This is a genomic window from Sphingobacterium sp. GW821-FHT03E03, from assembly GCF_059420745.1.
Map to the genome: position 1 here is coordinate 79121 of NZ_JBWKUH010000009.1, position 17664 is coordinate 96784.

The 17664-nt window shown below is 41.4% G+C and carries 17 protein-coding genes; 10 read left to right on the forward strand and 7 right to left on the reverse strand.

The window, feature by feature from the left end; translation table 11 throughout:
• Positions 1-51: 51 nt before the first annotated feature.
• The 7 genes from AC07UV_RS12430 (at position 52) to AC07UV_RS12460 (ending at position 9422) form a co-directional block, all read left to right on the forward strand.
• Positions 52-789 carry a response regulator transcription factor gene (locus AC07UV_RS12430; RefSeq protein WP_495183989.1) on the forward strand — a complete coding sequence of 246 codons (738 nt, stop codon included), beginning with the start codon at positions 52-54 and terminating at the stop codon, positions 787-789.
• Entirely contained in the window at positions 786-2183 is a 1398-nt protein-coding gene (locus tag AC07UV_RS12435) for a HAMP domain-containing sensor histidine kinase (protein ID WP_495183990.1), read from the forward strand. The genes AC07UV_RS12430 and AC07UV_RS12435 overlap by 4 nt, the downstream gene beginning before the upstream one ends.
• 100 nt (positions 2184-2283) lie before the next feature.
• On the forward strand, positions 2284-3642 hold the full coding sequence (locus tag AC07UV_RS12440; protein WP_495183991.1) for a TolC family protein: 1359 nt from the start codon (positions 2284-2286) through the stop codon (positions 3640-3642).
• Positions 3632-4723 (forward strand): efflux RND transporter periplasmic adaptor subunit, encoded by a 1092-nt coding sequence (locus AC07UV_RS12445; RefSeq protein WP_495183992.1) that lies wholly within the window; start codon positions 3632-3634, stop codon positions 4721-4723. Before AC07UV_RS12440 ends, AC07UV_RS12445 begins: the two co-directional genes overlap by 11 nt.
• Positions 4724-4745: 22 nt before the next feature.
• Entirely contained in the window at positions 4746-7853 is a 3108-nt protein-coding gene (locus tag AC07UV_RS12450; RefSeq protein WP_495183993.1) for an efflux RND transporter permease subunit, read from the forward strand.
• A gap of 189 nt (positions 7854-8042) precedes the next feature.
• Positions 8043-8876 carry a sulfite exporter TauE/SafE family protein gene (locus AC07UV_RS12455; RefSeq protein ID WP_495183994.1) on the forward strand — a complete coding sequence of 278 codons (834 nt, stop codon included), beginning with the start codon at positions 8043-8045 and terminating at the stop codon, positions 8874-8876.
• Positions 8877-9020: 144 nt separating this feature from the next.
• Complete coding sequence (locus tag AC07UV_RS12460) at positions 9021-9422, forward strand: DUF1634 domain-containing protein (RefSeq protein ID WP_495183995.1); 402 nt, start codon at positions 9021-9023, stop codon at positions 9420-9422.
• Positions 9423-9443: 21 nt separating this feature from the next.
• On the opposite strand, the gene AC07UV_RS12465 is transcribed toward AC07UV_RS12460, so the two are convergent.
• Positions 9444-9983, reverse strand: coding sequence for a GNAT family N-acetyltransferase (locus AC07UV_RS12465; RefSeq protein WP_495183996.1), 540 nt, complete (start codon positions 9981-9983; stop codon positions 9444-9446).
• 356 nt (positions 9984-10339) lie between these two features.
• Between AC07UV_RS12465 and AC07UV_RS12470 the strand changes: the two genes are divergently transcribed.
• Positions 10340-10927 (forward strand): Crp/Fnr family transcriptional regulator, encoded by a 588-nt coding sequence (locus tag AC07UV_RS12470; protein ID WP_120262105.1) that lies wholly within the window; start codon positions 10340-10342, stop codon positions 10925-10927.
• Between the two features lie 107 nt (positions 10928-11034).
• On the forward strand, positions 11035-11628 hold the full coding sequence (locus tag AC07UV_RS12475; RefSeq protein WP_495183997.1) for a YceI family protein: 594 nt from the start codon (positions 11035-11037) through the stop codon (positions 11626-11628).
• Between the two features lie 126 nt (positions 11629-11754).
• Here AC07UV_RS12475 and AC07UV_RS12480 read toward each other — a convergent pair whose 3' ends face one another.
• The 4 genes from AC07UV_RS12480 to AC07UV_RS12495 form a co-directional block, all read right to left on the reverse strand.
• Entirely contained in the window at positions 11755-12540 is a 786-nt protein-coding gene (locus AC07UV_RS12480; RefSeq protein WP_495183998.1) for an SDR family oxidoreductase, read from the reverse strand.
• Between the two features lie 83 nt (positions 12541-12623).
• Positions 12624-14279: an ABC1 kinase family protein gene (locus AC07UV_RS12485; RefSeq protein ID WP_495183999.1), complete on the reverse strand. Its 1656-nt coding sequence runs from the start codon at positions 14277-14279 to the stop codon at positions 12624-12626.
• An 81-nt stretch (positions 14280-14360) separates the two neighbouring features.
• Entirely contained in the window at positions 14361-15002 is a 642-nt protein-coding gene (locus tag AC07UV_RS12490; RefSeq protein WP_495184000.1) for a hypothetical protein, read from the reverse strand.
• Positions 14992-15540 carry an RNA polymerase sigma factor gene (locus tag AC07UV_RS12495; RefSeq protein WP_282252596.1) on the reverse strand — a complete coding sequence of 183 codons (549 nt, stop codon included), beginning with the start codon at positions 15538-15540 and terminating at the stop codon, positions 14992-14994. The genes AC07UV_RS12490 and AC07UV_RS12495 overlap by 11 nt, the downstream gene beginning before the upstream one ends.
• Before the next feature lie 75 nt (positions 15541-15615).
• On the opposite strand from AC07UV_RS12495, the gene AC07UV_RS12500 reads away from it, so the two are divergent.
• Complete coding sequence (locus AC07UV_RS12500; protein ID WP_495184001.1) at positions 15616-16053, forward strand: acyl-CoA thioesterase; 438 nt, start codon at positions 15616-15618, stop codon at positions 16051-16053.
• A 141-nt stretch (positions 16054-16194) separates the two neighbouring features.
• Here the strand turns inward: AC07UV_RS12500 and AC07UV_RS12505 are convergent, their stop codons facing one another.
• Together AC07UV_RS12505 and AC07UV_RS12510 are read right to left on the reverse strand one after the other, a co-directional pair.
• The gene (locus AC07UV_RS12505; protein ID WP_120262112.1) at positions 16195-16638 is read right to left on the reverse strand and encodes an Hsp20/alpha crystallin family protein; all 444 of its coding nucleotides are present in this window, start codon (positions 16636-16638) and stop codon (positions 16195-16197) included.
• A gap of 282 nt (positions 16639-16920) precedes the next feature.
• Positions 16921-17646: an AAA family ATPase gene (locus AC07UV_RS12510; RefSeq protein ID WP_495184002.1), complete on the reverse strand. Its 726-nt coding sequence runs from the start codon at positions 17644-17646 to the stop codon at positions 16921-16923.
• Between the last annotated feature and the right edge of the window lie 18 nt (positions 17647-17664).

Consider the following 17664-nt stretch of genomic DNA (forward strand, 5'->3'; position numbering starts at 1 on the left):
TGTGTTACTAAATTATTTCCACCAAAAGAACAGCCCAAAAGGGTCCCATTGATGAGGTTTGCAAAATTTGCTTACTTTTACAAAACGACAATGCATACATTTATGGTGGACATTTTGCTACTCGAAGATGACAGGGTTCTTTCTACTGAAATCAAATCCTTTTTACTAAGTCAGGGCTTCTCTTGTGACCAGGCCTTTGATGGCATTGAATTTTTGGCACGGACACATCAAAAAAAATACGGCTTTTACCTGCTAGACATCAATGTTCCCAAGATAAACGGTTTAGAAATCTGCAAGAAAATACGAAGTCATGATGCGCTGACCCCGATTATCATTCTCTCTGCCTATGATGACATCGACGACAAAAAGGAAGCTTTTCTCCGTGCCGCAGATGATTATTTAGTCAAGCCTTTTGTGTTGGATGAGTTGTTGATGCGCATCAATTCACTTCTTCGCCGACATCAGCACAATGAGAGCAATAGCCCCAAGACATTGGTCATCGATGATCTGATTATTTATCCTGAAGAGGCCAGGGTACTGCGGTCAAATGAAGAAATCAACCTGACGCAGAAGGAATTTCAGTTGCTGTTGATCTTGGCACAGGCCAATGGACGTACCTTATCTAAACAACATATTTCTGAAGAAGTATGGCAGAATCAATTTCAGACAACACAAAATACCATCGAAGTTTACATCAATTTTTTACGTAAAAAAATTGATAAGAATTTTGAAAATAAGCTTATCCACACCAGACCTGGATTTGGCTATTACCTCGCTGCGGATAAATGACTTTAAAAAAGAAAATAGCGATCAGTTTTAGTATTGCGTTCTCCATCCTATTCGGAATCGCGATGCTCATTATCTATTATGCCAGCGTTGATTTCAGAAATGATCAATTCCGCCAGCGTCTGATCGATAAACTGGATTATATTTCACATTATATCGCAAATACCCCTTCCTTTGACCGCGAATCGTACAAAACTTATTTTCAGGATATTGAAGATGGACTCTTTTATGAGGATGTCATTATTCTGGACAAGCATAAAAAACTTATTTTCAGCACGGTAAAAGACAAAACAATTACCTGGAATCAGGCGATTATTAATCGTCTGGACAATGAAAAACGAATCTTCTACAAACAGGACCAATATGAAATATTGGGCAAATACTACCTGATCAACAAACAGACTTACTACCTTTTGGTTAAAGCCCAGGATTATTCTGGGAACGAGAAACTAGATCACCTGGCCATCGTCTTAACGATCTTATTCTTACTGAGCACTTTGCTAATCTGGATCTTTAGCTACAATCTTATTCTTCGTTTATTACATCCTTTGGATAGACTCAAAAAAGACATCACCCAAATCAATGCCAGTAAGTTGACCAACCCGGTTAAATATGCCGGAAATACGGATGAGATCGCGGTATTAACCCAAGCATTCAATACCATGCTGAAACGGCTGTCCAGTGCTTTTGAATCCCAAAAAGAATTTAACTCGAGTGCTTCCCATGAGCTGCGCACACCACTGGCCAGAATGTCATTCCAATTGGAGAACCTCCGGCATCAACAACAGCTTGATGAAGATGTCAGCCACGTACTTGACAATATTGCAAAAGAAACACAGCATCTTTCTGAAGTCACAAGCTCGCTGATGCTCCTTTCAAAATTTGATTCGGCAACACTCCAAACCACCTATCAGGAAGAACGGATTGACGAAATTATTTTTACAGCATACGAAAAAGTCGCAAAAGCCTTCCCTGATCTGCAGCTTGATTTTTCTATTAAAGGCATCGCAGATCCTAAATTGACCCTCATTTGTTCGGCGCAATTGATTGAAATCGCCTTTGTCAATCTATTTAAAAATGCAGCCCTGTACTCCTATCACCCTGAAGTAAGTGTTGTTATCCATGAATCTCCGACGCAGCTGAAAGTATTGGTAACCAATCATGGAGCTGCGCTGAGCAGCACTGATCAAAAACGCATTTTTGATGCGTTCAGCCGTGGCGAGAATGCCTCAGAAACCACCGGATCGGGCTTAGGGCTGCGGATCGTCAAACGCATTATGGATTCACATCAGGCCAGCGTCGAATACAAAGCCAATACACAGCAGTCGGCCCATACATTTACACTCAGATTCCCTAAGTCGACCACCGAAAACAGCGATTCCCTACCACTCCAATAGGCAGCTGAGGTAAAGAATGATCAAATTTTAAGCTTTTTTTAAGTATTTATTAAGGGGCTTTTAATCTGTGCCCGCGTTCTTTGTTGCATAAGATTCGATCATGATGACAAAGAAATCCTTGCTATTTTTGCTGTTTTTAAATTCCGTTGCATTTGCACAACAGAACCCCACAATTACCTTCGATGCTATGCATTCGGAAAATACAACTGCCCGTTCTGAAAATACAACTGGCAAAACAATACAGCAGTCTTCTGGCCGGAAAATGACGCTTCTTGAATGTGAAGAAGCCTTCCGAAAAAACAACCTCTCCTTATTGGCGCAACAATATGATATCAGTCAGGCCGAAGCAGATGTCATTCAGGCCAAAATCTGGGAGCTTCCGCAATTGGAAGTCGCCGTCAATGCTTATGATCCACAAAATAAAAAGGCATTCCATGTGGGGGGATCAAAAGATGCCAGCGTATCCCAATTGCTTTATCTAGGTGGAAAAAAGAAAAATGAGGTTGAGTTTGCCAAATCAAATGTCGAGCTTTCAAAACTTCAATTCAGCCAGTTGCTGGCCAGTCTACGGGCACAACTAAGGACAACATTCTATTCTCTTTATTTCGAACAGCATAAACTGGCAGACATCAATGTGCAATTGGATTACCTCAACAGCCTGTTGACAGCCTATAAGGAAGAAGGCAAAAAGGGAAACGTTTCACTTCGGGACCAAGTTCGTCTGCAAACCATGGCCATCGATCTCACCAACGAAAAAACGAGTGCCACCAATACCATTATCGGTATGCAACAACAATTAAGGGTACTGCTCTCCAATCAGGAAGATGTGCTCCCCAATCTATCGGATACGGAGGCAGATCGGGAATTGACAATCAGACCTACAATGAGCATGGACAAGATGTTTGACCTCGCACTTGAAAATAATGCCGACTATCAATTTGCGTTAAAAACTGCCGAAAGCTCACAGCTTTTTACCAAATGGCAAAAATCCCTGAATACACCCGACATCAATTTAGGTATAGAATACAGCCAAAACGGAGGAACATTTCACAATGAGGTGAATCTCAAAGCAGCGATTCCACTTCCACTATGGAAACAAAACAAGGGAAATATCATCAAGGCCAAATATGCCGAAGAAGAAGCCAAAAAGAATATCGAAGTACAGCGACAGCTATTGGAATCGCAGATCCGTTCCAACTATCAGTCTTGGGAAAATCAATACAACCAATATTTCACTATTACGGCTGACGACCTACACAATATTGCTGTAGTCTACGATGGTGTATTCAGCAATTTCAGAAAAGGAAATATCTCCCTAGTTGAGTTCACCGATTTTATGGATAGTTATCGGATATCTATCCTCAAACTTTATGATATGAAAAAAGAAATTATCCTCAATGCCGAGCAGCTTAACTACTTGGCGCAAACCCCTATATTCAATTCAAGCCATGTCAACTAAACAACTTCTCCTAAGCACTGTGGCCATCGTATGCTTATACGCCTGCCAGAATCATAAAAAAACCGACAATTCAGCGATTGTCAAAGGTTTTGAAATCAGCGAAACGATGCTCAAATCGACAAGTTTTGCCACGGTAAAAAAAGAAAATGTAACTGAGGAACTAAATTTCTTCGGTAAGATATCAGCCGATCAGAACAATTACATTGACATCTTTCCACTCGTTGGAGGGAATGTTGTATCCGTCAATGTATCCTTGGGTGATTATGTACATAAAGGTCAGGTACTCGCAACAATCAGAAGTACAGAGGTTGCGGGCATACAAAAAGATCTATCCGATGCGAAAACGGATGTGCTGCTTGCCGAAAAGAATTACCGTGTCGCAGAGGATATGTATAACGGTAAATTGAGTACTGACAAAGATATGCTTGAGGCTAAAGGGCAATTGACCAAAGCCAAGGAGCAACTGCGCCGTTCAGAGGCCGTCAGTCAGATTTACAATGTTCGTACGGGTAATATTTACTCCGTTGTATCCCCTATTGACGGATATATCGTCCAAAAAAACATCAATAAAGATATGCAATTGCGTAGTGACCGCAGCGACAATATCTTTGATGTCGCCAACACCAAAGACGTCTGGGCAATACTCAATGTCAATGAAACGGATATCGAAAAGATTAGCATGGGCATGCCTGCCGTTGTCTCCACATTGAGCTATCCCGACAAAAAATTCGAGGGAAGTATCGACAAAATCTTTAAAATCATTGATCCACAAACCAACGCCATGCAGGCGCGCGTCGTCCTGGATAACAAAGATGGCCTACTTATTCCGGATAGTAAAGCCACGATCAAGCTACTCCATCACTCCAATACACAGGCACTGGCCATCCCTTCGGATGCGGTCATTTTTGATCAGAACAAGTATTTCGTGTTAATCTACAAATCACAGAATGACATCAAGATCCACGAGATCCAACCCATGAAACAAAATGTAGAAACCACCTATGTTAGTACTGGCTTGCAGGAGGGAGAGCAAGTGATTGTCAACAACAAGCTTTTGATCTATAGAGCATTGGATAATTAACCCGTGTTAGCTTTTTACGAGAATGAACAAATTCATTAAAAATATCATTGCCTTTTCCATAAAAAATAAAGCGTTCACCTTTATTTGGGTTGGTATTTTGGCTATTGCTGGCTTTATTAGTTTCAAAAGTATGCCTATTGAGGCATTTCCAGATGTAACCAATACACAGATTACCATCATCACCCAATGGAATGGCCGTAGTGCTGAAGAGGTAGAACGCTTTGTGACCACACCTATTGAATTGGGCATGAGTCCCGTTCAGAAGAGAACCAGTATCCGCAGTACGACCATGTTTGGGCTTTCCATTGTCAAAATCATCTTTGATGACGGGGTAGATGATACTTTTGCACGCAATCAGGTCAACAACTTGCTGCGTTCGGTCAGTCTCCCTGAAGATATAGACCCTGAGGTGCAACCGCCATACGGTCCGACAGGAGAAATATTCCGGTATACCTTGCATAGCGACCAACGAAATTCCAGGGATCTATTGACATTACAAACTTGGGTTATTGACCGGGCATTGAGAGGTGTTCCGGGCGTTGCTGACATCAATGTGTTCGGTGGCCAGGATCTCGTTTATGAGATCAGTACCGATCCCATCAAATTGGACAAATATAATCTTACGCCCCTACAGGTTTACGATGCAGTCAGCAAGAGTAACCTCAATGTCGGTGGTGATGTAATTGAAAAAAGTGGACAGTCCTATGTCGTCCGTGGCATCGGTTTGGTCAACTCCATCAATGACATCGAAAACATTACGGTGATCAACGAACGTGGAAACCCTGTATTCGTCAAAAATGTAGCGGAGGTCAAAGAAAGTTCCATGCCCCGGGTAGGGCAAGCCGGTTTTGGCAAAAGCGATGATGTTGTTGCCGGTACGGTGGTGATGCGTAAAGGAGAAAACCCCAGGGAGGTACTGACTGCCGTAAAAGCAAAAATTGCGGAACTCAACGACAAGATATTGCCCAAGGACGTCAAAATGCAAACCTTCTATGACCGCGACAACCTGATGGATTTCACAACCCACACGGTCATGCACAATTTGATCGAGGGTATTGTACTGGTCACCCTGATGGTATTGCTTTTCATGGCCGACTGGCGGACGACAGTAATCGTTTCCATCGTCATTCCGCTTGCCCTGTTATTCGCATTTCTATGTCTTAAACTGGCCGGCATGAGTGCCAATCTGCTCTCTTTGGGTGCGGTGGATTTCGGAATTATTATCGATGGTGCCGTAGTCATGGTCGAGGGTATATTTGTCATGCTGGATCATAAGGCCCATAAATTGGGGATGGAAAAATTCAACAAAATAGCCAAGGCAGGATGGATCAAACAGACCGGTACTGGATTGGGAAAAGCCATTTTCTTCTCCAAACTAATTATCATCACCTCCTTGATCCCCATATTTTCCTTCCAAAAGGTGGAAGGCAAGATGTTCTCTCCTCTCGCATTTACCCTCGGTTTTGCCCTATTAGGTGCACTGTTATTTACACTGACCCTGGTGCCGGCACTATCCCATATCCTGTTAAACAAAAATGTCAAAGAACGGCGTAATCCCTTTGTGGAGTTTTGGAACAGAATCGTAGCCAAAAGTTTTGGTTTTACCTTTAGAAATAAACGTCTGAGTTTAATTGTATCACTGGTCATACTGGGCACGGTGCTATTTTCTGCTAAATTTCTAGGAACTGAGTTCCTGCCTACATTAAATGAGGGCTCACTTTGGGTGACCGCCGAAATGCCGATGAGTACTTCCTTAAAGGAATCCATCAAAACGACCAAAGTATTAAAAACGACATTGGAATCCTTTCCAGAAGTAACAGGTGTATTATCGCAAACCGGACGGAGCAACGACGGAACAGATCCAAATGGTTTCGGTTTTGTGCAATTTGCTGTAGCACTGAAACCTAAGGAAGAATGGACACGAAAGATTAACATGGATCAGCTGATCGAAGAGATGGATTATAAGCTCAAGCAGTATCAGGGGATCACCTACAACTATTCTCAGCCCATTTCGGACAATGTCGCGGAAGCTGTCGCGGGATTTAAGGCCGAGAATGGGATTAAGATCTTTGGTGACAACCTCGCTACACTGGACCGCCTATCGAAAGAGGTCTTTGCACAGATCAAGGATATACAAGGGATCAAGGAGCCCGGTATTATCCTGAATATTGGTCAGCCGGAGGTCAGTGTTATCCTGGACAGAACACGCATGGCGGCATTTAATGTGCTACCGGCCGACGCCCAGGCGGTATTGGAAATGGCTTTTGGTGGAAAGACAACTTCAGTATTATACGATGGGGAACGTAAGTTTAACATTCGCCTGCGTTATGCACCAGAATACCGGAAGACAGAAAAAGATATTGCTCAGCTGATGGTTCCCTGTGGTGATGGTACCTTGATCCCCCTAAAAAGTATCGCAACAATAGAAAAGGACAATGGTGCAGCCTTTATTTATCGGGATAATATCAAACGCTATATCGGTATTAAATTTTCCATCCGGGATCGTGACCTGGGGAATACCATTGCCGAAGCACAGCAGAAAGTCAGCAAGATCAAATTGCCCGATGGTTATTCTATCGGCTGGACCGGTCAGTTCGAGAATCAGCAACGGGCGACACATCGCCTGGCGCAGGTGGTGCCGATCAGCTTGGTTTTGATCTTCTTCTTATTGTTTATCTTATTCGGCAATATCAAAGATTCTTTGCTCGTTCTAGCCAACGTTCCTTTTGCACTGATCGGCGGAATTATTGCGCTGCATGTGACCGGCATGAATTTCGGTATCTCCGCGGGTGTGGGCATGATTGCTTTATTCGGGATATGTATCCAAAATGGTGTTATCCTGATTTCCGAATTCCATCAGAACAAAAAAGATGGCCTGCCCAACGATCAATCTATTTACAAAGGGGTCAAATCACGTACCCGGCCTGTGGTCATGACGGCATTAATGGCTTCAATTGGATTGTTGCCAGCCGCACTCTCTACTGGTATAGGTTCGGAATCGCAAAAACCGCTAGCGATCGTCATTATCGGTGGACTGATATCCGCCACCATCTTGACTTTGCTCGTGTTCCCAATCATCTATGCTATCTTCAATCGGACTGAAAAAGTACAACGAAGAGTCGGGGTTTAGACCGTTAACGGTTATCGATACTGCTTACACCATGAGGTGTAAGGCAGTATTTCTTTTCGAGATACATGTTGGTGTAACATTTGTATCTATTCAGGGCATAAAGTTTCAAAAACAACAAAAAGCCCTTAATTTTACAACAAATTATCGTCCAGTTGGTATTATTCCATACTGGATCAATAAACAAAATATATGACTATTCTCACCTTTACACTCATCCTCCTTTTGGGTGCTTTTGTTGCGGGACTCTTAGGATCGCTGACAGGCTTGGGGGGAGGGGTCGTCGTCATTCCATTGCTGACCCTTTTATTTCATGTCGATATCCGTTATGCTATTGGGGCTGCATTGCTGGCTTCCATTGCCACCTCATCGGGGGCTGCTACAGCCTATGTCAAAGAAGGGATTACCAATATCCGGCTCGGCATGTTTTTGGAAATTGCAACCACCATCGGTGCTGTCATTGGTGCCGTTATTGCAATCTATATGCCGACCAATACGATTGCCATTATCTTTGGTGTGGTACTGATCTTTTCAGCCGCAATGACCGTGCGCAAGAAAAATGAACATGCCTTTTCCGGCGGTTCAGCTTTAGCCGAAAAGCTAAAATTGAACAGTACTTATCCAATGGATGGCAAACTCGTTCCCTACAAACTGACCAATGTGGTCGGCGGTTTTTCATTGATGGGTGTCGCAGGTATTCTATCTGGTTTGCTGGGTATTGGTTCGGGTTCCCTTAAAGTACTCGCTATGGATAGCATGATGAAAATTCCCTTTAAAGTCAGTACCACAACAAGTAATTTTATGATCGGAGTGACGGCCGCGGCTTCAGCCGTGGTCTATCTACAACGGGGCTATATGGATCCGGGAATTGCCTTTCCAGTCATTTTGGGTGTGCTTTGTGGTGCTATTACGGGTTCAAAGCTTTTGAAAAGAATGAATCCCAAGACCCTACGTATTATTTTTGCCGTTGCCATCACATTGGTCGCACTGGAAATGATTTTTAATGGATTTCAACATAAATTTTAGGCGAATAAGCTTTACACATTTGATATTCGCCAGTATCACACAGTCGAATATCAGTTTTGAACAGTGTAAGTTCAATTGTACAGAAAAATTAATGCGCTCGTTTATGCCCTTGGCAATAGACATTTAATAATTAATTATTTGCAGATGAAACAGGTATTTTCAAAAAACTATTGGAGCGATAAGGATATCTCACTTTTGGTGGGACAGATTTTACGGACAGGTGTTATCCTGGCCTCCTCCGTGTTAGTGATCGGTGGGATCTGGTATTTGATCGTCCACGGACAGGATGCAGTACCCAACTATAAAGATTTCATTGGTGAGGGCAAATCCAATACCACCATCAGCGGTATTATCGTCGGAGCATTCAACAAAAATATCCCCCAAATCATACAACTTGGGGTTTTGCTTTTGATCTGTACACCGATTGTACGGGTGATCGGCTCCCTTTTTGGTTTCGTTATCGAAAAAGATAAGCTCTATATCGTCATCACATTGATTGTGCTGACTGTGATTATCGGCAGTATATTGAGCGGAGTCAAGGGATAATCCTGCTAAGAGATCAATCACTTATCTCTTAGCTCTAAGCCAGGTCGATTTTTCCAGTGCATATTCAAAATTCCTCCGTTCGGGTTCGTTGACATAAGACACCATTTTTTCGGCGACTTTACTTGCCCCCAAACGTTCCACAGCTTTCTGCGAACGGAAATTTTCGGCACCTACGTGTAAATAGATCTTATCCACAAAATTAAAGGCAAAGTCAAACATCATTTCTTTGACCAAAGGATTGATACCCGCCCCCCAATAAGCCCTTGCATAGAAGGTAAAGCCAACAAAAATAGATTTTTCGACCTCATTTAAACCATAATATCGCGTGCTTCCAATGCATTCCCCCGTCGTTTTATCCAAAATAAGATAAGCTGCTTTGCTCTCCAATGCAGCATCAAAAAAAGACCGAAAAACCTCCTCTTTCCAGCGGTCTTTGTTGGGGTGCTGCTCCCATATCAACGGATCTTTAGCTACTTGATAAAGCGTATCAAAATCACTGGGGTCTATCAACTTTAATACGACCTTATCATTTTCAAGTTTATTCGGTGCTACAAACTTCATTAGAACATGTTTAACGTTGGACTTCTACCAAAATTTTAAATTTCATTAAAAGATACCAATTATTGATGGAACTAAGTTGAATTACGTTTCCTGTTATTCAAATATTACACCAAAATGTCCAATTGACAGATTAGGATAACATATCTTTAATATTACCATCGATAACAGCTTTACCGACAATGAACAACGAACGATACAATGGATAAAAGATGTCTAGTTTTTTTGATTTTCATCATTTTGTAATTGTATCACCACTGGAGATACAAATTCGACTTGGGTATAAGTTTCGTAAAATTGTATCCTTCTAACTGCTAATTCTACTTTATAAAGCGCAATTTTTCGTATTTTACACCCTAATGGAACAGTTCAAGGAATTTGTAAAACAACGCATCAATGTCAGCGAAGAAGAATTAAATGATATTGTATCACGTTATCATGTCAGAAAAATCAAGAAGAAGGAATATTTTTTAAGGGCAGGTGAAGTCTGTCATTATGAAGCTTATGTCGTCAGTGGGCTGTTTAAGTCATTCTATGTCACGGCTGATGGGATAGAACATATCCTTCAATTTGCCATAGAAGACTGGTGGGTGGGTGATATTGCCAGTTTCAACTATCAGGAACCGGCTTTACAAAATATTCAGGCACTCGAAGATTCAGTTGTACTCACACTGTCGAAAACAGATAAGGATAAACTTTACGAAGACCATCCGATTTATGAAAAGCTTTCCAGAATTATGGCCCAGCGTGCACAGATCGCATCCCAGCACCGTATTATCTCCAGTATAGGTTTTACGGCTCAGGAACGCTATCTGGATTTTATCAAGCGCTATCCTAAAATATATCCCAGAATATCCAATATGCAGCTGGCCTCCTACCTTGGGGTGACACAGGAGTTTTTGAGCCGCTTAAAAAGACAAATTTTAAAGCCTAATCGAAATTCTTGACCTACATCATTTTTTTCTATTCAAGTTTATCCCACCTTTGCAAAAGCTTGTTCAAACAAACATTTTGAATAATTAAACGTTTGATAAATAAACAAATAGAAAATAACATGAATAGATTTTTCCAATTTTTAGCAGTGGCAGCGTTAATGGTTAATGTTGCTGTAGCGCAGGTAAAATGGTCTGCTGATCCGGGACATACCAATGCAAGATTTGATGTAAAACACCTTGGTATCAGTTTTGTCGATGGTCAATTTACCAAAGTGGAGGGAACAGTGGAAACTGCAACCGGTACAAGTTTCAACAATGCAAAAGTAAACTTTTCCATTGATGTCAATAGTGTTGATACTCGTATTGAAGCACGTGATAATCATTTAAAAACAGATGATTTCTTCGCTGCAGACAAATTTCCAAAGATGACCTTAAAATCTGTCACCTTCAAAAATGCGAAAGTGAAAGGTAAATATATTATGGTGGCAGATCTGACCATCCGCGACGTAACTAAAAAAGTAACTTTTGATGTCACTCAAAATGGTGGTGTTATTACCGATCCTTGGGGAAAAACACGTGCAGGCTTTACAGCAAAAACAAAAATTAACCGTCAGGATTTTGGCATCAAATACAATGATAAATTACCTTCAGGTGTAGAAGCAGTTGCCTCTGATGTGGACATTACTGTCAATACCGAATTGGTTTTGAACTAGGTAAAGATTTTTAAATCACACAAACTGAAAGTGGCTACCCAAGATTTGGATAGCCACTTTTTTTTGGCTTATTACTACTCAGCCATAAGCTCGCCTTTCTCATTCTCGGGCGAATTTCTTTTTACCTTACAAGCCTTTCAATAGACCACCATCCAGCGGAATATTGGCTCCGGTAAGATAGTTGGCGTAGGTCGAGCAAATAAAAGCGACCAGGTACCCATATTCCTCAGGCTCACCCAAACGAGCCGCCGGCACCTGTTTTAACCGCAATTGCAAAGCCTCATCATAGGATACCACCAAGCGCTGTGCATCCATATTGGTCAAAGACTGAATTCTTTCGGTATCAAACAGCCCTGTTAATATACTATTGACAGTCACGCCGTCCTTTGCAACATCATCTGAAAGCGATTTGCTCCAGCTTATCAGGGCGGTACGGATGGTATTTGATAAAACCAGATTAGATACGGGCTCTTTTACAGTGGAAGACGATACATTGATAATGCGTCCATAACCGTTTGCCAACATATAAGGTAAGGCACAAGAAGTCGTATAACAATGATTCTGAAATAAGAGTTCAAAGGCATGCTGGTAGTCCGCCAGATTTTTCTGATCAATCGTTCCCGCCTGGGGTCCGTTGGAGTTATTGACCAGGATATCCACCTTGTTTGATTCAAAATAACGATCTATTTGTACTTTATAGTCTTCATGATCATTGTAATCGACCAGAATATATTGATGTACCTGCCCTTTTGAGCTGTCCAGGCTTTCCAAAGTATGCTTCAATTTCTCCTCACTACGTGATGCTAGGGTAACCGAGGCACCACAGGATGCCAAAACTTTGGCAATCCCGGCACCGATACCGGCAGAACTTGCGCCAATCAGGGCTTTTTTTCCAATTAGATTGATTTCCATAACTATTTCGTATGCTATTAACTTATACCAGCTAATTCGTTGTGTGTATGATTCAAAAATATAGATAAACTAGGGAAGGTCATTTAATCATTATCTTTTGCCCGGATCATGGCAATAAATAAATAGACCGCAAAGACCCATGCCGAGCCCAGGCATATCCAGGCAAAAACGGGAATGCCCCACCATTGCGGTTCAATACGTGCGACAATCACCATTCCCCCCAATAAATTGAGTGACATAAACATGATTCCGATCACAATACGGTTGACCCCTTTACGGAGTATGGCATTGAAGGAACGGGCACTGATCAGGCGATGATTCAAGGTGAAATTTCCCGTACGGAATAGCCGTACTAAAGCCCGCATATCCTCCGGAAGTTTTTCGACATCCCGGGCGAAAGATTCTATCTTATGTTTTCCCTTCTTGAAAATAGCTTCTGGCGATAACCGTTCCATCATGATTCGTCGGGCAAAAGGCTTAATACTCTCCATGATATTCAGATCAGGATAAAGTTGGCGACCGATTCCCTCCATCAAAGAAATACCTCGCATGAGCTGATAGATATATTCCGGGAAATACAAGCGATTGTCACCAATGATCTTCCAGAGTTTATTGAACAGCAGATCGAGGCTGAGATCACCTAGGGAAACATTATCGATCATGTCAAATATTTCATATAGGGATCGTTCAAACTGATTTCGGTCAGGGATATGACTCACTACAGCCACGTCCTCAATGACATCGGCCAGTCGGACCGCATCTTCGGAAATAGCCGATTGGATAAACTCCTCGAGCTGTCGCCGGTCAATTCCGAGCAATTTGCCCATGTTGCCAAAATCCAGAAACGCTATACGTCCATCGGGCATTACCATCATATTACCAGGGTGCGGATCACCGTGAAAAAAACCGTGGATAATCACCTGTTCCAGATACAGATTGATCCCATTTTTCACCAAGGTTTCCACATCCATTCCCCGTCGTTTAATTTCCACAACATCTGTCACTTTGAAACCATCGAGATACTCCATACAGAGCACGCGATCAGAGGAGAGATCAGGGTAAACTTTGGGCACCTTGATCAGTTTGTTGCCTTTAAAATTTTTAGCAAAGCGTTCGATGTTATGGCGCTCAATGACCAAAGACATTTCCTCTTGCAGGGTCATTGCGAAAGACTCTACAATCAGGGAAAGGTTGAGATTTTCCAGTGCGTCATTGTACATGGTCAGAATCTTGGCGATATCACGCATGAGCGCAAGATCTACACGCATGACCTCATCTATTCCCGGTCGACGGACTTTTAAGACAACATTTGTGCCGTCTTTTAATGTCGCCCGATAGACTTGAGCAATAGACGCTGCGGCAAAGGGCTCCGACGCGATGGTCTCAAATTGTTCGGTGATATCTAATCCGAGTTCTTCAGCGAGATATTCCTGAATGTCGACTTCAAAGGGTGGGACATTATCTTCGAGTTTTTTGAGTTCCTCGACAAGATCTTTTGGGAGCAAACCTTCGCGGGTGGAAGCCGATTGCCCCAACTTGATAAAGGCCGGCCCGAGCTCTTCCAAAGCCATACGGATACGCGTATATACACTGATTTTATCAACATCTATATTACGCTCTAAGCTCGCTCTTGACCCTTTCCATGGCAAACGGGCAATGGCATCTTTGAAACCATATTTTGCTAATATGCTTAAGATTTGGGAACTACGTTGTAACTTCTTGGTCGGATTGTACATCATGGACAAGGATTTTCGATAACAAGATACGAAATATCCAAGTTCAAAAAACACAAAGACTTTACCTTTTTCGCATCAACACCCCTATTCCGCTTCCATCTGATCCAGGTTTTCTCTGATCTGTTTGACATAATCCCCATAATAGGCACGGATCATAAATTCGGTAATCAACACGATAATAACGATCGAAATAAGTGCAGAAAGGATCATCCATAGTATAAAATTGGGATCTTGCTGGAGGGTCTCTCTGAAGTGATATAATTTCTCAAACCAGGTGATTGCTCTATTTTGGCCAATCATAATGAGGTAAAGAAACAAGGCTTGCGGAATCATCACATAGGCAACGATACGATAGGTCTCGACAGCATATTTGAGATCATAATACAGCTTGAGGAGATGCTCACGGGATGCCAGAAGATCAATCTGTTTGGCACTTTTGATCAGGTAATAGAACCTGCGGTAATATAGCAAGCTCGACAGCGAGATCTGCACAATAAAAAAGTAATACGCAAAAGCTGCATACCCGGAGATTTTATAAATAGGTAGCATGGGTACAGCAATCAGAAAAAACATGCACACCACCCAGGAAACAAATTCACGTTTGATATTGCGTCTCAGTTTGGCCATGATATTGCCGACCTCCTTATAATGTTTGAGATTTGGATTTTGTAGATCCTCATCTGTTGGCTGTTCCTGCCAAGATTTTTTTAATTCATCAAAATTCATAATTGTATTTTTTAATGATTTGTTGAATCCGTTCTTTTGTACGATTTAATTTGACCCGTGCATTGACTTCAGATATACCAAGATGCGCCGCAATTTCGCGATGGCTCTGGCCTTCCAAAAACAAAAAGATCAATGCTTTTTCTACAGCATTCAGTTCATGCACCGCCTGATAGAATATTTTTAGCTGTTCGTCTTTATCCGGATTATAAGATTCGTCGGGAAAATCATGTCGTTCTTCCAGGCTATCGTAAATCTGATGTTTTTTCTCTTTCTTTAAAAATACCATCGCGGTATTCAATGCAACACGGTACATCCATGTTGAAAATTTACTTTGCTGCTTAAACGTTGCATAGGATTTCCAGAGCTGATACACAATTTCCTGATAAAGATCTTGCCGTCCATCATGGTCATCCATATACATACGGCTCACCTTGACGATAATTCCTTTATTTTCGTCAATCAACTGAAGAAATTCTGTTTCCGAATGAGCCAATGGTAAATTTTCTTTTAAGATCTTTTCAGGTAATAAGTATAGCAAACAAACAAAGTGTTACAGCTTAATTTAAAAATATGTAAATTGTTCATAAAAAGGAGGCAAATCACAATAATAATTATGGAAAATATATTTTATGAGGGACAGGTCATCTGGGCACAAATAGATGCCAATCGGCACATGCGCCATTCTGCCTATGCCGATATCTGTGCGCAGGCACGAAGTAATATGTTAAACAAAATGGGCTTTTCTTTGGACAAGTTCGCCCAGTTTCAGATCGGACCGATCCTATTTCGGGAAGAATTGATCTACGCGAAGGAGGTTCATCTGGATGAATACGTTCAGGTAAAAGTGGAACTGACCAAATACAATAAAATCAATAGTCGATTTTCTTTTATTCATAAGGTCTATCGCAAGGATGGCATATTATGCTGTACAGTAAACGTTGATGGCGCCTGGCTTGACTTAAAGCTGCGAAAATTGACCAAGTTACCGGAAGAAATGGAGCCCTATCTAGCCAAAGTACCGCGTGCAGTGGGATATGAAGAGATTGGATAAAAAAATCCCTCGGAATATTTTTGTATTCCGAGGGATCAAAACATAAACTAACCTAAAAAACTATCTTATTTGAGTAAACTGACCATTGGTCAGGATGAGCTTATCATATGATCTTTATATTTATCATATGAGCAGCATGAACTATTTTACTTCGATCAAACGCTTTGCAATAATAGCGTCTTCTTTCTTGCCAACAGTTAAAATCAATATTCCACCCTCATAGGCTGCTTCAATATTGCTATAGTCAACCGTTTCAGGCAAGGTAAATGATCTTGAAAATGAACTATAATTGAATTCCTTCTTGCTATATAGTTTTTCTTCACTTACTTGCTCTTCTTTTTTCTCTGCTGAAATAGTGATCAGATTTTTATCTACATTGATTTTAAAATCTGATTTATCCAATCCTGGAGCTGCCATTTCGATCTTAAATGATTTTTCAGACTCCGAAATATTCACCGCAGGAACACGTGAAACTAAACGATCTGAAATAAAATTATCATTAAATAGATTGTCAAATACAGTATTTACAAATGGATTTACTGCGTCGGTATTCAAACTTTTTGTAGGGAATTTAATTAATGCCATTTTTTGTCCTCCTAATTTTTTTATTTTTTGTTAAGCTTTATTTTCTAACTCTTTTCTAGGGGATATTCAATTCACGTACCAGTCGCAAAACAGAGACAAAATGTCATTTTTAGATAATTTAAAACGTCATTTTGACATATCTTATTTAAAACCCTCCAAGAAAGGGAGCGACATTGTCATTGTGAGGAAACCAAGATCCCTCTATCCGATATAGCATTAACGTAGCAGTAGGCAAACTGTTTTCAGGCGGATTTAATTTTACAAAACATTAACCTTGGAGCTTTACCCTTCTGGTTCTGGTCTTTCTTGTTGTTCCAGTGCTCTAATCAGCAAAAACTTAACAGCATCGTAGATATAATCTTTTGCCTCTGCATAGGAAACATCATAAATCCGTGATACCAAAGCATCATATTGGGGAAAGGGGGAAAATAGTTTAGCATAATAAGCATCCAGCTGCGCATGAGTCGGTAATTCAAAAGCCAGGCGAAGTTGAAATCGCCGAATAATTGCTGTATCCAATATCTCGGGATGGTTGGTTGCCGCAATCAATACAGCTTCGTTGGGAAAATAGTCGATTAGTTGGATAATCGTGTTCACCAGGCGGCGCATCTCTCCTACATCTTTCTCTTCACTGATCCGCGCTTTTCCGATCTGGTCAAATTCATCGAGAAACAGTACAGCTTTTTCACGTCCAGCCTTGTCAAAGACCTGCTTGATATGCTGTGAAGTCTCACCGATGCGGGATGAGATCAAGTTACTCAGATTCAAGATATAGATCGGTTTGTCGAGTGCTGTCGCCAGCGCTTTTGCCGTCGTTGTTTTTCCGCAACCTGAATAACCGTGCAATAGAATCTTGTTGCTTACAGGCAGACCATATTGCGAGAGCTCTCTAATATAGCGATGTTCCTTAATCAACTGTTGCAGTTTCTGCCGACTATCTTCCGCTAAAAAAACATCTTCTAATGCTATCTTTTCCTTATCGGCTATAACAAGATCGTAAATATTCATCTTAACAATTTGACACTT